Source organism: Humibacillus sp. DSM 29435 (assembly GCF_001758225.1).
Classification (GTDB): Bacteria; Actinomycetota; Actinomycetes; order Actinomycetales; family Dermatophilaceae; genus DSM-29435.
Genome location: NZ_MAST01000054.1, coordinates 20,871 through 35,132, shown reverse-complemented (window position 1 = coordinate 35,132; position 14,262 = coordinate 20,871). Strand labels below are relative to the sequence as shown.

Below are 14,262 nucleotides of genomic sequence, written 5' to 3'. Positions count from 1 at the left end.
CCAGCCAACTGAGTCCTCACCGATCGGCGTGACCAAATGTGTGACGCCGAATGGTGAGCTACTGGTGCTCATCTGCCGTAGGTGCCAGTCCCATGAGCGCTTGGAGGCCTGAAGAACCGTAGCGACTGGCGATGCCGCCATCGGCCTCATCGGGGGCCACCTCGAGAATGTCGAGCAGCTCTGTCACCACCTCGGCGATGAACTTCCACTGCTCTCGCGTTTGCGTCTTGGCGGGGCGTCTCCAGTCCGCAGACCTTTCGCTGATGGCTCCGAGAGACTCCTCAAGACGTTGTTCGAACTTCTCCTCCAGCACGACTGCGGCGGCGCTGAAGGCGATGAGCGTGGCCACCAGCTGCAGCTCCTGCCACTTCGACTTGCTCTGGGCGTTCTTGAACACTGGTGACCAGATGTCGTCGGGGATAACCGCGTGGGCATCGAGCGCGCGGTCCAACAGGCGCATGGCGTCTCGAACGCGGTCCGAGTTGCGTAGCGGATCCGACGCATCGTCGTCGATCCGCTTCAAGAGGGCGTTGACCTGTGCTGCGGTGGAACGGGTGGGTGCTTTGCCGTCGCTGAAGAGGAGGGCTGCCGCGACCCAAGAGAGCAGCTTCGTGCGCTTGTAGCCCGCCTTGCCGAAGCCGTAGCTGTCCAGTACCTCGGGTGTTGAGGCGAGCTCATCCCAGATCTCGGAGAGGAACGGAGCGACTGCATCGACTTCGTCGGAGTCTCCGGCGGTCACGAGGAGGGCTCGCATGAAGTCGAGATTGTGGTAGAGGGCGTTGCGGATCTCCTCGGCGTTCAGATGCTTGCCCTGCTTGTTATAGAGGCTGAAGACTTCGTGAATCTGGTCGCTTGTGACGGTCTCGTAGACGATCACAGGGACGCGGTACTTGGAGTTGGGCTTCTCGAAGAGCGAACTCACGGGACGGGGCTCGCCCACGACGTCAATCGTTTTGTCACGGATCTCGCAGAAGTAGCGACCCTTGAGGTGGTCGAGACCAGACAGCGGCTTGACGTCACCGGTCCTGAGCGGAAACGGGAAGTAGTACTCCCTTGCCACGCCTGCCGTGAGGGTCTGAGACTCATTTGCGCGCCACAGCTTCTTGAACTGCGGGTAGTCATTATGGAAGACCTCGACAAGGCCGGCGTGCCCCCAGGCCTCCTCCTTGGCTCGCACTAGATCGAGGGCGCGAGGATGACGGCCGACGAAGCGAAGGATCGAGGTCAAGCGCTGCTTGCCGTCAACCGTCTCGTACATGACCCGCTGAGAAAGGGTGCGCTGCAGGAGGATCACCGAAGGCAGCGGGATGCCTCGAAGGATGGACTCAATGAGCTGCTGAGCGGTCGTGGTGGGCCAGACGTCCGCCCGCTGGTAGGACGGGCTGAGGCTCAGTTCTCCGTCCTCCGCGTAGCCGACGAACTCCGACACCGGCCAGGTGTTGGCCACTGCCTTGATCGGGCCGCTGCTCTCGTTGTCCTGCTCCTCGTCGACCTCACCCCATGCGGCGAGCCAAGCCTGCGTCGCGCTTGCCCTGGTGGCTCCACCTTCGGCCTCAGACTCAAGGATCTCCTCGAAGTGCTGTCGGAGTTCCAGGGCGCGCTCGATCCTTCCTGCCAACCTCGGCAGAACGAGTGACTCGTCGGCGGTGGGGGGCTCTCCTAGACCTGTCGCGAGGCTGGTCAGGAACGCCTCGGGGGCGGTTTCGTCCAGGTTGTTCTCGAGACGAAGCCATCCTTGAACCTGGAAAAGGCACGATCGCCAAGCACCGCTAGAGAACGATGCCGCCTCCGGCACGATCTCTGTAGTCGGCTCGAACTCAGTGGGCGTCGGCCCCGATAAGGACAGCCTTGCTATGCCCTCTGAGATATTCTGCCGGATCTCGCTGAGGTCATCCCGTACCCGACCCTGCTCCGTGCCATTGCCTTCAACTTGGTTCAAGTCATCACCACTTTGGTTGTGCGCGTTGGCGAGCAGATCATTGGTCACTCGTTCGCCGCGAAACTTCAAGGCGCCGTCGAGCAGCCTGTTCAGGCCAATGAGGGTGATCGAGTCGCCCTGCGAGTAGCAATCCTCATCCCAGGTGGTCTTCACCCGCTCAGCTATGCGTCTGGCACACTCCACTTTCCCAGGTGTCTCGGTGAGGTCAAGGCCGACCACACTGCCAATGGCTTCAAGGGCTGACTTCTTCTCCTTGCTGCCTGGCCCGAGTGGTTGTGCTGGCTGTTGGGCGAGTGCGTACATGCGCGCAACTGCTTCAGCCTTGGACGTTGCGATATCGTAGACCATCTAGACTTAAACCCTCCGGCGTCTTGCCTCGTCGTAGGTATCGCTCGCATCGCGAACCGGGCACTTCGGGCACAGTAGCAAGGTGTGCTGCGGGAACTGCGATTTCGTGTTCAGTGTTGCGAAACGAGGGCAGCGCCACTCGCCCCGGGTCACCGGTGTCCAAAGTTTAAGCCGTCTGGGGCATATGCAGGGCAGGCAGGTTTGAGACCGCAAACTCCGTCGCCAGCGCGTCGAGTGACACCGAGTCGGCCGAGGGGCCATCGGAAGCCCGCAGCACGCTTCGGACCAGGGATTGCGGAAGGTCGTTGCAATTCTGGGCGACGTGAGTGCGGAACACGTACCAGGCGGCTCCGACCGCAACCCCGTTACCGATCTGCTTGTATGAAGCGGAGTCCAACTGGTTGCCGAACGAAAAGTGGCGTGGCAGGCCTTGCAGGCGGGCGGCCTCATGTGGGGTTAGACGGCGACGCCGGCTGCCGATAACCGAGGTCTGCGTGATAGCCACAAGAGCGGGGAGGTAGGTAGGCGCCTTCGCTCGGATCCCAGAGGGTCGGAAGTGCATCACTGTCTCCCACAGCGAGGCAGAGTCCTGCGCCTGCCATTCGAGCTTGCGACGTGACTCGGGAAAGGAGGCGAAGTTGGGATGTGCGCGCTTCCAGTCCCGGATGACGTCTCGGTGATCATCGTAGAAGCGCGCATTCTTGATGAGGATCTGCGACTTCCATCTCGGGAGGGCTTCGAGCTCAAACGGGTCGAGGCCACGTTCGGGGATCCAAGCGTCCGCCCAGAGCGGGAAGCCTGGGAGGCGGACGCCTCGAGCAGACCACATCCGTTGAACCAGGTCGTCCCAGACGTTGACCCAGGCCGTCTCGTCCGCCGTCAGGCGGTACTGCGACAAGTCAGCGATAGCTGAGTCGTCGTCAAGGATCCAATCGGCATCCCAGTCGTGTACGTTCCAGCCATCGACAGGGCCACGGACCACGGTCGGAGGAACGTCGGTCTCGCTCATCGCACGCTCTCGACCCACATAGGTGCCCAGGATGAAGACCCGGTCGCGCACCTGCGGCGTCCCCCCCAGCGAGGGGGGCAGGAAGTGCGGCGAGAAGACCGAGGGTGTCGACGAAACCCGGTAGCCGATCTCACGCAACGTCTCGATGATGACGTCCCACTCGTGTGTGTGGCGCGGGCCCGCGATGTTCCGGACGTTCTCTAACAGGACGACCGCTGGCGTGCGCTCCTCAAGGATCCGTGCGATGTTCCAGAAGAGCGTTCCCCGAGCCTCATCCATACCTCGCTGATGGCCGGACTTCGAAAAGGGCTGGCAGGGAAAACCCGCCGCCAGCACGTCGTGAGGCGGCACGTCGACCGGGCCGTCCTCGGGCGTGGCCATCGTGATGTCAGTGTTGACGACCGGGTGCTGTGAGGGATGCAGCGGCTCTACCCAGTTGCGGAGATAGGTCTGGCGCGCCTCGCGGTCGATCTCAGAGACGTAGACACACCTTCCGCCGGCATGGTCGAGCATGGCGTGGAAGCCGCCAATACCAGCAAAGAGATCTGCGTACTTGAACGCTGCAGAGTCCTTCGCCATGCCAGCAAGCTTAGCTGAAGCGACAGCTACGTCAAGCTCCCGCGCCGACTGGTTGAAGTGAAGCGGTAGGGCGTCGTTTTGCACGTGGGTCCTCTGGTTGGTTGGCAACGCGCACGTCCGCCCCCACGTACCTTCGACGAGTGTCACGTCGATCTGCGCATTGCACCAGATGGCACCGACAGCCGTGGGTCAAGCGTGTCGGAGGGCTGTATCCGCCCGCGGCCGGAGGAGGCCCACGGCGACCGCTGAGGCATCGTCGCGGATGCTGCACTCCCAGACGCGCACGACCGTCCATCCGTGCTCCTGGGCGAGGCTCGTGGAGCGCTGGTCGCGATCTGAGTTGCGCCGCATCTTCTCTGCCCAGAGTTCCGCGTTGGGCCCGGTCCACGGCTTCGTGCGGCCGTGTTCCGGGCAGCCGTGCCAGAAGCACCCATCGACGAACACCGCGACGCCTCGGCTGGGGATCACGAAGTCGGGCGTGCAGCCCTTGGCAACCTTGCGATGGAGGCGGAACCTGCCGCCGGCGGCGTGCACTGCCTTTCGCAGCGTCACTTCGGGCGCGGTGTTGGCCTTCCGCCGTCCGGTGAGGTGAGCGCCCCGGTCAGTGCTCACCCACTTGCCTTCCACATCCCCAACCTACGTCGATTGGAGCCGGTCAGCTTGTATCAAATGACTAGTGCCCGGCTGCGCGGGCCACGACGCGCCAGTCGGGGGGACGTGGAACGGCGGGCAACTTGGCCCGGCTTGATCAGTTGGGCAGGTGGAAGGTGATGGCCTTCGTCTCGCCGCGGGCGAGGGTCACCGGGTCGGCGGCATCCGCGCTGGTGGCTCCGTCGTACCAGTAGGTGTCACCGGTCTCGCCGTCGCTGAGGCGCAGGATGAAGCTGCCGCCCGGCAGCGCGTTCGAACCGGAGGACGAGCCGTTGTAGTAGTCGAAGTCTCCGATGTACTCACCGGTGGTGAGGGTGATGAAGCCGTCCAGGTTGCGGCCGGCCGGCGTGCCATCGGCGTTCACGATGTTGATCGCGAGGCGAGCACCGGCGGCCACCTGCAGGTCGAGCACGGCGCTGCTACCACTCGTCACGGTGACGGGGGTGGCGCCGGCGAGGGTGTCGGAGTCGCCGGCCCACTCGGGCGCGAACGAGGTGTAGTCGTCGGCGTAGACGATCGGGCGGTAGCTTCCGGGCGACACGTTCGAGACGGTGTAGCGGCCCGCAGCGTCGGTGTGGGCCGACAGCGGCCCCTCACCCGGCCCGGCACGACCGGGGAAACGCCCGTCGAGGTTGATCCAGGCGTTCGCCACCGGGCCACCGTTCGCGTCGGTCACCACCCCGGTCACGCTCCCCAGCGACGCGATCCGCACCGGGCCGATCGACCGTTTGGCACCACCCGACAGTGGGAACAGGTGCGCCTGCTGTTGGCTCGCCGCGCCGTACGCCCACGTGGGCTGCATGCTCCCCGGGCCGAAGACGCCCACCGTGAAGGTCCCAGCGGGCAGCCCCTTGATCGACCACCGGCCCGACGCGTCCGAGCAGGTGCTCACCGCGCGAACGTAACGATCGGTGCGCCCGAAGTAGGCGTACGCGCAGGCAGAAGCCAACGACATCCCGGTGGTGGCGTCCACCGCCCGGCCACTGAGCTGTCCACCGACGGCCAACGAGGCGCCGACTCGGGTGACGGCGTTGCGGCGCACGACGAGCACGGGTGCTTTGGAGACGTCGGTGCGGTTGCCGTTGTATTCGGTGGCGAAGCGGCCTGTCGCATCAGAGAACTCGGCAACGTACCGACCGGGCGAGATGACCACCGAGAAGCGACCGTTCTGGTCGGTGCACGCCGACCCTGAGGCGGTGAAGGGATCGCGGATGGCGGCGTCGATCAGGCTGACGCAGACGCCGCGGATCGGCGTGGACGCGCCGTCGCGCACGACCCTGCCAGTCACGGTTCCGTCGGCTGAGGTGGCCGCCGTCGCGCCCGATGTGGGTGCATCGACGGTCGGCCGGGCAGCCTGCGCCGGCGACACCGTGCCGATGCCCACCAGCCCCAACCCCGCCAGCGCCAGTCCGATTCGTCTCACGTGTGCCTGCATGTGTAGCTCCCCTGACTCGACTCTTGCTGGCGCGGCCCCTGCCGAGCAGGCGAAACCTAGCACCGCGACGAGCCCGCTGTTAAGCAGCTCACCTCACAAACTTCCCGGATGCCGTTGAGCCGGGTCGGGGGAGACCACGACGTCACGCTCGACACCACCTCCGACGTCACCTTCGACACCACCTTTGACGCCACCCTCGACTGCCAGCGCGACGGTCAGGTGCTGACTCGGGTCGCGGGCGGGCTTTGCCGAATCCATACCAAACCCGACCTTCGTCGCGCTTCTGAACCGTCGAGGTTCGTGTAACACTGATGCTCCGCCGGGAATCTCGACAGAATCACCCTCGAATCCAGGGCATTTTGCAGAGATTGTACGGATTTTTGGACCGCGAGAGCCATTTTCTCGCGCGTGTCCGCCCTCCGGGTATCGCGCTGCGTCCCCAGAAGGCGTATAGTTGAAGAAGCGAAGGGTTGGGCCCGCACGAACCGCGCCCAGCCCTTCTGCATGTGCTGGCTCGGCCTGCTCCCCTGTCAGGGCGAGCCAGCTCATGCGCTGAGAGGGCCCGGATGCCATACGGCATCCGGGCCCTCTCAGGTTGTCGACGCGAGCGACCGCGTCGACGGGGGCTCAGCTGGTCTGCTGATCGCCGAACTCGCCGCCGACCCGCTTGGGCGCGGCGTCGCCGTCTCCGGCGTCGGTGCCCATCGTGGCGTCGACCTCGGTCACCTCACCGGCGGCTTCCTCGCCGGCATCGTTCTTGGCGTCTTCCGCCTTTGCCTTGGCGTCGGCGATCAGGTCGTCGGTCTTGTTCGTTGCGTCGTCCATCAGATCTCCCGATCGGTCCTTGGCGTCGGCCAGAGCCGACTGGCCCTTGGCGGCGAGTCCGTTCGCCTTGTCCTTGGCCTTGTCGGTGGCATCGCCGATGGCCTCCTTGGCGTGGTCGACCTGCTCGCTCGCCTTGTCCTTGAACGACGAGGAGGGGCTGGTGGCACCGACCCGGTTCGCCGTGCCGTCGTTGAGCGGCGTGGCCCACGGGTCGTCGGCACTCTGCTGCTTGCGCCAGGCGGCGACGGCGGCGACCGCGGCCGCGGCCAACCCGATGCCGATCAGCCACTTGGTCTTGCCCCCACCCTTGGGCTTGGCCACGGCCTCACCCTTGAGCACGCTGTAGGCGTCCTTCGCACGGTCGCCGCTGAGATGAGCAACCTTCTGGGCCTGCTCAACCCGAGGGCCGGCCGACTCCTTGGCCTGCTCTGCACCGGCTGCGAACGCGGTGGCGGCAGCGGTCATGGCCGCACCGACGCGGGGAAGCAGGTTCTCGCGCAGGTTGGCCTGAGCGGCTTCGACCTTGGGCGCCACCCGGTCGGCGGCGTCGTGCGCCGCCTCGCTCGCCACGGCGCGTGCAGCGAGTAAACGCTCACGGGCCACCTCGGCTGCGTCGTGGGCGATCGGGCCAGCGGCCTCGCGCGCGGCGGCATAACGCTCACGCGCCACCTCGGCCGCATCGTGGGCGAGCGGCCCGGCGGCCTCGCGCGCCGCGGCATATCGCTCACGAGCCTGCTCGGCGGCGTCGTGCAGCTTCGGGCTGGCCGCGTCGCGGGCCGCTTCGTAGCCGTCCTTCGCACGGGCCACGGCGGCTTCGCGGGCCGCCTCGTAGCCCTCTCTGGCCCGGTCGGCGGCGTGTGCCGACTCGGCTGAAGCCGAGGCCTTGAGCGTGTCGAGGCCATCACTGGCCTGTGCGCCCAGGTCTGCCGCCGTGCTGCGCACCTGATCAGCCGCAGCTTCGGTGCGGGACTGCTTCGTACCGAACATAAATCCTCCTAGGTCCTGTCGTCCGTACCCATCCTGTCAAGTTCGGCAACGGAGCGCACCGGGGGTCTGCACACAGAACGCCGATGCGCGCCGGCTGCACCTACGGCTGGGTCTGCTCGGGCGTCTTCGGGGCGCTCGGGGGCGGGCCGGGCACCGCTCCGGGCACGGCGCCCGGCATCGGGTGGCCCGACTGCGGCTGCGACACCTCCGGCGGGTTCACCGAGCTCGGGGTGACACCCGACTGGGTCGGTGAGTCGGCACTGGTCACCGGCTCAGCCATCGTCCCGCCGCTACCGGATGCCGTCTCGCCCGGCCCCCCGTCAGCACCCTCGGAGGCCGCCGGGTCGCCCTCGGCCACCTTGTCGACACCCTTGTTGATCTGGTCCCTCGCCTTGGCGATCTTGTCGCTGTACTTGCCCTCGGTGCGCTGGTCGATGGCGGTGCTCGCCTTGCCGAGGGCGCTGTCGATCTTGTCGCGGTTGTCGGTGGCGAGCTCGCCGGCCTTGTCCCGGGCCTGGTGCGCGGCGTGGGTCGCGGCCTCCTGCAGGTGCTTGGCCTTGTTCTCCAGGTCGAGCTCCTCGGCCTTCTTCTTCATTTTGTCCAGGAATGACATCCACTTCTCCGTCTCTGTCGGCGTCAGTGCGCGGCGTGCAGCCCGCCCTGACGGGCGTCGGGCCTGATCCTTCTCCTGCTCCAACGCGAGGTCCAGCCTCGTCGTTCCACGGCGCGACCGTGCCGGCCGGCGCGCCGCGATGCCCGGCCGAGCGCCCTCCGGCACCTGCTGCGGCATCCGGCCCTCCACAGCCTCGCCACAGGCGGGTGCGACACGTCCATGGGCTCGGCCGTGCGAGGATTGAGGGCATGAAGGCAACCCTGCACACCAACCACGGCGACGTCGTCGTCGAACTGTTCCCGAACCACGCGCCGAAGACGGTCGAGAACTTCGTCGGCCTCGCCAAGGGCGAGAAGGAGTACAAGGACGACGCGGGTCGGACGAACCCGACGCCCTTCTTCGACGGCCTGATCTTCCACCGCATCATCCCCAACTTCATGATCCAGGGCGGCTGCCCGATCGGCCAGGGCTTCGGTGGCCCCGGCTTCTCGTTCGACGACGAGATCAGCCCCGACAAAGACTTCAACAAGCCCTACATGCTCGCCATGGCCAACTCCGGCAAGCGGATGGGCAAGGGCACCAACGGCTCGCAGTTCTTCATCACCACCGCCGCCACCACGTGGCTGCAGGGCAAGCACACGATCTTCGGCGAGGTGGCCGACGGCCCGTCGCGCGAGGTCGTCGACAAGATCGGCGCCGTCAAGACCGGCGCCAACGACAAGCCGGCCGATGACGTCGTCATCAACTCGGTCACGATCGAAGACTGACCTACCCGCCCTCTCAGAACTGGTCGCCGAGGAACTCACTTGTCTGGCAACGGAACCGGCGGTCAGCCCCCAATGAAGTCGTGGGCTGACCAGCCGCCTGCTGGGCCCTCGGTGTGCCCGCGGCACCCCGACCGCGAGGCGTATGTGAAGTGTCAGCGGTGCGGTCGGCCGACCTGCCCGGAGTGCCAACGGCCGGCTGCTGTCGGCATCCAGTGCGTCGACTGCGTCAACGAGTCGGCGCGCGCTCACCCCACGGCGAGAACGATCTTCGGTGGACGTGTCACCGACGGTCGCCCGATCGTCACGTACACGATCATCGGCATCTGCGTGGCGGTGTACCTCCTGCAGCGGGTCGACCCGAGCATCACCGACCGGTTCGCGTTCCTGCCCGCGCTGGGCTGGACCGAGCCGTGGCGGTTCATCACCGCGGCGTTCCTGCACTCGCCGTCGACCTACTTCCACGTGCTCATCAACATGTTCGCGTTGTGGTCGCTCGGTACCTACCTCGAGCCCCTGCTCGGCAAGGCCCGGTTCGCGGCGCTCTACCTGATCAGTGGGGTCGGCGGGCAGGTGTCGGTGGCGCTGCTGGCCGGCTCGCCGAGCATCGCCAGCCTCAACGAGGGCCTCGACCAAGGGTGGTTGACCGCTGTCGTCGGCGCCTCCGGGGCGATCTTCGGGGTGTTCGGCGCCCTGCTCGTGCTCAACCGCCACCTGGGCCGGTCGTCGTCGGCGCTGTACCTCACGCTCGCCATCAACGCCGCGTTCGGCTTTCTCTACCCCGGCATCTCGTGGCAGGCCCACCTGGGCGGCTTCGTCACCGGCATCGGCTGTGCTGCCGCGATCGTGTTCTTCCGCCGCCAAGGGGTGCGCCACCTGGTCTGGGCCGCCCTCGGCGGCGTGCTCGCGCTGCTGGTCGTCGTGGCGTTGGCGAAGTACCTCAGCCTGCCTGAGGCCGTGCGCCTCATCGACTCGAGCAGTTTCTCCTGACGGTTCGGGGCCAGGGCTCTCGTGCACCTCGTCTGCATCATGGGTCTGCTCGCCGTCGGCAAGATGCCGGACCGAGGCCGTTGTCGCCGACCTGGCCGGACTCGTGTATGCCTGGGACTTCGACAACCTCGCTGACGCCCACGAGGTCGAGCGGCTGATCGCTCCGGATCGACCACAAGCGCAGCAAGCGCGACGTCGAGTGGGCCAAGGCGCACGTGGTTGAGCTCGAGTCGGCCGCGCGGTTGCGCACCGACCCGTCGGATGCCGCTGACTGGCCGTTGCCGCAGTACCGGCATCTGCGCCTCGGCAACGCTCACGACGTCCCAGGGCGCACCGCCGAGCTCATCGTCGAGCAGCTCGGACTGCCCCAGCCCTCGACCGGCTGAGCTTGTTGACCGGGCCGCACCGAAAGTTGTCCACCGCCTGTGGACAATGCTGTGGACGTAGTTACAGCGCTGTCATTCATCCCCAGCTGTGGACAGTGCTGTGCATAACTCGCTCGTGCTCATGTCGGTCGCGCTACAACCGGGTCTGGGCCGGTCTGCTGCTCTCGGCCCTTGGTGCACTGATGATCTGCTGGCGTTCGTGTTCGGGGCCATCTGAGCCGTGTTTGGATGGCTCATGGCTCCCGATCTGCTGCACGGCCCGAAGGCGCGGCCCGGTGACAAGGTCGCCGTGCTCTCCCCGTCGTTTGCGGCTCCGGGCGCTGCTCCCGCGGTGCACGAGCAGGCGCTGCGCCGTCTGACCCAGGTCACCGGCCTGGTCCCGGTGGAGTACCCCACGACACGGCGTGTGGGTGCCACGCCGACCGATCGCGCGGCCGACCTCAACAACGCGTTCGGTGACCCCGAGATCCGCGCCGTGCTGGCCACGATCGGTGGCGAAGACCAGATCACCGTGGTGCCCCACCTCGACGCCGAGGCCGTGCGTGCCGACCCGAAGCCGTTCCTCGGCTACAGCGACAACACCAACATCTTGTCGTGGCTGTGGGCCAACGGTGTCGCGGGCTTCTACGGCGGCTCCACCCAGGTTCAGCTCGGGCCCGGCCCGGGTCTCGACCCCTGCCACGAGGCGGCGCTGCGGGCCAGCCTGCTGACCGGCGAACGCCTGCAGGTCACTGAACCCGGCGAGTCAGAGGACTTCGGAAAAGACTGGCAGAACCCGGCGGCCCTCACCGAGTTCGGCGACCGCGAGCCCACCGAGCCCTGGGTCTGGTCAGGGCCGCGCAAGACCGTCGCGGGGCCGACCTGGGGTGGCTGCATCGAGGTGATCCAGTGGATCCTCACGGCCGGCCGGTTCCCCGTCGACCCGTCGGTACTGGGCGGCGCGATCCTGCTGCTCGAGACGAGCGAAGACGTGATCCCCGCCCAGGAGTTCGGGTGGATCCTGCGCTCGCTCGGTGAGCGAGGGCTGCTCGAGCAGGTCGCGGCCGTGCTGGTCGCCCGTCCGCCCGCCTCGAACTTCGAGCGGCGTCCGGATGCCGCCGGGCGGGCTGCGCACCGGTCCGCACAGCGTGACATGGCCTTCGAGGCCATCGGCCGGTACAACAGCGAGGCCGTCGTGTGTGTCGGCGTGCCGTTCGGCCACACTCGCCCGCAGTGGATCCTGCCCTACGGCGGGGAGGTGACCGTCGACGGCGAGAGCCAGACGGTCTGGGCCGACTACCGCTGAACCAGCCCCCTGCCCTCGGGGAGCTGCCGCGTCGTCACTGCTGCGGGTACGCCCGAAGCGACCCGTCGCGGATCGCGTCGACGAACTGACTGACCGACGGCAGCAACGGCTCGGCGTCGTGCCAGCCGCTGCTCGTGATGTCGGTGAGCTGCACCGCCGGCTTCGCGTCACGCAGATCGACGCAGTAGAGGTCGCGGCTGCCATCCCCGCCCAGCAGGTAGATGCCGGGATGACGCGCGGCGCCCGGATCCCATGCCGCGATGAGCTCGCTCGCTTCAGTCGGGCCGTAGCACTGCAGGAACTGCCCCGACGCCAGCCAGCCCTCGCGCAGCCACGGACCGCCCTGCAGAAAGTCGCGCCAGTCCGGAGGCAGCCTCAACCCCAGCTGCTGCTCGGCTGCGGCGATCTCTTCGTCGCTCACGGCTTCGCCCCATCGCGCGTCCCGGACGTTCTGGGGCCGCGAAGCTGAGGGCGACCCGGTCAGCGCCACCGCATCGTCATGATGAAGCCGCCCATGAGCAGCACGAAGCCGACCGCGAGGTTCCACACGCCGATCGACGGGATCGGATACTTGTACTCGGAGACGTAGTAGACGACGATCCACAACAGACCGACCACCAGCAGCGTGACGAAGGTGGGAGCCCACCAGCTGGGGTTGGGCTCGGCCGCCTTGCTCTTGCGCGGCGGGGTGTACGCAACGGCCTTGCGGTCGCGGCCTTTGGACTCGGGCACTGCGGTCTCCTTGCTCGGTGTTGCCTGCAAGGGTAGCCCGCAGCAGCGGGGCCGCTGAGCATTGGGCGCACGTCGCCGCAACGCCCGGATCCGCCTGCCTCCACGCCGCTCGTTCTCGTGCGGTGGCGGCGCACGGCACAATGAGGTCAGACGAGGTCAGGCACAAGGCAGACGCCGTGCCGCAACCGGCCCGCCCGCCCAGGCCACGAACCCCACAGGACGACACCCATGATCGACGACACGCCCGCGCCGGTAGCACCGGCCGCTGCTGGCGTACGGGGTCGTCGCCGCGGTTTCTGGACCGTGCTCGTGCCGGTCGTGACGGCCGGCGCCGGCATCATGTTCGCGATGAGCTTCCAGGCCGCGCAGGGCAGTGACCTGCGCGCCGACCGCGACCTCCCCCAGCAGATCGTGGCGGGGGACGCCCTGGTCGCCGCCCGAGCCGACCGGCTCGACGCCCTGCAGAAGGAGGTCACCGCCCTCTCGAGCGCGAACTCGCCTAACGACACCCGGCTTCGCGAGCTGACCGCCCGCGCCCAGGCGCTCGCCGGCCCGGCGGCAGCCACGAAGGTGTCGGGCCCGGCGATCGAGGTGTCGCTGAACGACTCCGACCGCCCTCTCGACTCCCTCCCCGACAACTTCACGGGCGATGACATCGTCGTGCATCAGCAGGACGTTCAGGCCGTCGTCAACGCGCTGTGGGAGGCCGGGGCCGAGGCGATGATGATCCAGGACCAACGGGTGATCTCGACGAGCGCCGTGCGGTGCGTCGGCAACACGTTGATCCTGCAGGGCCGGGTCTACTCCCCGCCGTTCGTCATCAAGGCGATCGGTGACACCGGGCGAATGCAGCAGAGCCTCGACGCCGACCCCTCCATCAGCATCTACCGTCAGTACGTCGACGCCGTCGGTCTCGGCTACGACGTCACGACGCCCGGCACGCTCGAGTTCCCGGCCTACTCCGGCTCGGTCGACTTCGAAGAGGCCAAGCCGATCCGCTGACCGGCCCCGAGACCCACGCCCCTGAGCCCTCCGATCCGAAAGACGTCATGACCAGCCAGCCGCAGCCCCGCACCGCCGCCACCCGTGTGCTCGTCGTCGACAACTACGACAGCTTCGTCTACACGATCGTCGGCTACCTCGAGCAGCTGGGCGCTGACTGTCAGGTGGTGCGCAACGACGCCGTCGCGCCCGAGGCCGCCGGCGACTACGACGGGGTGCTCGTCTCACCCGGCCCCGGCACCCCGGAGGCTGCGGGGGTCTCGATGGAGATCATCCGCGAGTGCGCGCGGCTCTCGAAGCCCATGTTCGGCGTGTGCCTCGGGCACCAGGCCCTCGGGGTGGTGTTCGGCGCCACGGTCGGCCGCGCGCCCGAGCTGCTGCACGGCAAGACCTCCCTCGTGCACCACGACGGCACGGGCGTGCTCGCGGGGTTGACCGACCCCTTCACGGCGACCCGCTACCACTCGCTGACCATCGACCCGGCCACCCTGCCGGACGAGCTGGTCGCCACCGGCCGCACCGACTCGGGCCTGATCATGTCGGTGCGCCATCGCGAGCTGCCGCTGCACGGGGTGCAGTTCCACCCCGAGAGCGTGCTCACCGAGGGCGGTCACCGGATGCTGGCGAACTTCCTCGCCCTGTGCGGTGACACCCAGGCCGTGACCCGGTCGGTCGGCCTGAGCCCCCTGGTCACCGACGCCGTCTGACCCGGGCCGT

Annotated in this window: 15 protein-coding genes; 7 read left to right on the top strand and 8 right to left on the bottom strand. The window is 67.4% G+C overall.

Translation table 11 applies throughout. The annotated features are described in order from the left end of the window. Positions 1 to 58 precede the first annotated feature (58 nt). The 4 genes from BA895_RS22275 to BA895_RS22260 all read right to left on the bottom strand — a co-directional run bounded on the left by BA895_RS22275 (position 59) and on the right by BA895_RS22260 (position 5,961). Complete coding sequence (locus BA895_RS22275) at positions 59 to 2,287, bottom strand: DUF262 domain-containing protein (protein ID WP_083283678.1); 2,229 nt, start codon at positions 2,285 to 2,287, stop codon at positions 59 to 61. 166 nt (positions 2,288 to 2,453) lie between these two features. Continuing rightward, entirely contained in the window at positions 2,454 to 3,875 is a 1,422-nt protein-coding gene (locus BA895_RS22270; RefSeq protein ID WP_070194092.1) for a DNA cytosine methyltransferase, read from the bottom strand. 189 nt (positions 3,876 to 4,064) lie between these two features. Next, complete coding sequence (locus BA895_RS22265) at positions 4,065 to 4,487, bottom strand: very short patch repair endonuclease (RefSeq protein ID WP_217493974.1); 423 nt, start codon at positions 4,485 to 4,487, stop codon at positions 4,065 to 4,067. Positions 4,488 to 4,623: 136 nt separating this feature from the next. After that, positions 4,624 to 5,961, bottom strand: a complete 1,338-nt coding sequence (locus tag BA895_RS22260; RefSeq protein WP_070194090.1) for a carboxypeptidase-like regulatory domain-containing protein — start codon at positions 5,959 to 5,961, stop codon at positions 4,624 to 4,626. Positions 5,962 to 6,069: 108 nt separating this feature from the next. Here BA895_RS22260 and BA895_RS22255 point away from each other — a divergent pair, with 108 nt between their 5' ends. Then, positions 6,070 to 6,267: a hypothetical protein gene (locus BA895_RS22255; protein WP_070194089.1), complete on the top strand. Its 198-nt coding sequence runs from the start codon at positions 6,070 to 6,072 to the stop codon at positions 6,265 to 6,267. A gap of 321 nt (positions 6,268 to 6,588) precedes the next feature. Here the strand turns inward: BA895_RS22255 and BA895_RS22250 are convergent, their stop codons facing one another. Next, positions 6,589 to 7,773 (bottom strand): hypothetical protein, encoded by a 1,185-nt coding sequence (locus BA895_RS22250; protein ID WP_070194088.1) that lies wholly within the window; start codon positions 7,771 to 7,773, stop codon positions 6,589 to 6,591. A gap of 100 nt (positions 7,774 to 7,873) precedes the next feature. Further along, the gene (locus BA895_RS22245; RefSeq protein ID WP_175442420.1) at positions 7,874 to 8,386 is read right to left on the bottom strand and encodes an antitoxin; all 513 of its coding nucleotides are present in this window, start codon (positions 8,384 to 8,386) and stop codon (positions 7,874 to 7,876) included. Positions 8,387 to 8,634: 248 nt separating this feature from the next. On the opposite strand from BA895_RS22245, the gene BA895_RS22240 reads away from it, so the two are divergent. From BA895_RS22240 to BA895_RS22230, 4 genes are all read left to right on the top strand, one after another. Further along, complete coding sequence (locus BA895_RS22240; protein ID WP_070194086.1) at positions 8,635 to 9,153, top strand: peptidylprolyl isomerase; 519 nt, start codon at positions 8,635 to 8,637, stop codon at positions 9,151 to 9,153. Positions 9,154 to 9,192: 39 nt separating this feature from the next. Continuing rightward, positions 9,193 to 10,140, top strand: a complete 948-nt coding sequence (locus BA895_RS22235) for a rhomboid family intramembrane serine protease (RefSeq protein WP_254666614.1) — start codon at positions 9,193 to 9,195, stop codon at positions 10,138 to 10,140. Between the two features lie 215 nt (positions 10,141 to 10,355). Next, a complete protein-coding gene (locus BA895_RS24090) occupies positions 10,356 to 10,526 on the top strand; it encodes a hypothetical protein (protein ID WP_175442419.1) in 171 nt (56 codons plus the stop codon). Positions 10,527 to 10,761: 235 nt separating this feature from the next. Beyond that, positions 10,762 to 11,811: a S66 peptidase family protein gene (locus BA895_RS22230; protein WP_070194084.1), complete on the top strand. Its 1,050-nt coding sequence runs from the start codon at positions 10,762 to 10,764 to the stop codon at positions 11,809 to 11,811. Positions 11,812 to 11,845: 34 nt separating this feature from the next. On the opposite strand, the gene BA895_RS22225 is transcribed toward BA895_RS22230, so the two are convergent. After that, positions 11,846 to 12,232 (bottom strand): SMI1/KNR4 family protein, encoded by a 387-nt coding sequence (locus tag BA895_RS22225; protein WP_175442418.1) that lies wholly within the window; start codon positions 12,230 to 12,232, stop codon positions 11,846 to 11,848. Positions 12,233 to 12,291: 59 nt separating this feature from the next. Further along, complete coding sequence (locus BA895_RS22220) at positions 12,292 to 12,543, bottom strand: cell division protein CrgA (RefSeq protein WP_070194082.1); 252 nt, start codon at positions 12,541 to 12,543, stop codon at positions 12,292 to 12,294. A gap of 228 nt (positions 12,544 to 12,771) precedes the next feature. On the opposite strand from BA895_RS22220, the gene BA895_RS22215 reads away from it, so the two are divergent. Both BA895_RS22215 and BA895_RS22210 read left to right on the top strand, forming a co-directional pair. Next, on the top strand, positions 12,772 to 13,545 hold the full coding sequence (locus tag BA895_RS22215) for a DUF881 domain-containing protein (RefSeq protein WP_070194081.1): 774 nt from the start codon (positions 12,772 to 12,774) through the stop codon (positions 13,543 to 13,545). A gap of 47 nt (positions 13,546 to 13,592) precedes the next feature. Beyond that, on the top strand, positions 13,593 to 14,252 hold the full coding sequence (locus BA895_RS22210) for an aminodeoxychorismate/anthranilate synthase component II (protein WP_070194080.1): 660 nt from the start codon (positions 13,593 to 13,595) through the stop codon (positions 14,250 to 14,252). The last annotated feature ends 10 nt before the right edge of the window (positions 14,253 to 14,262 follow it).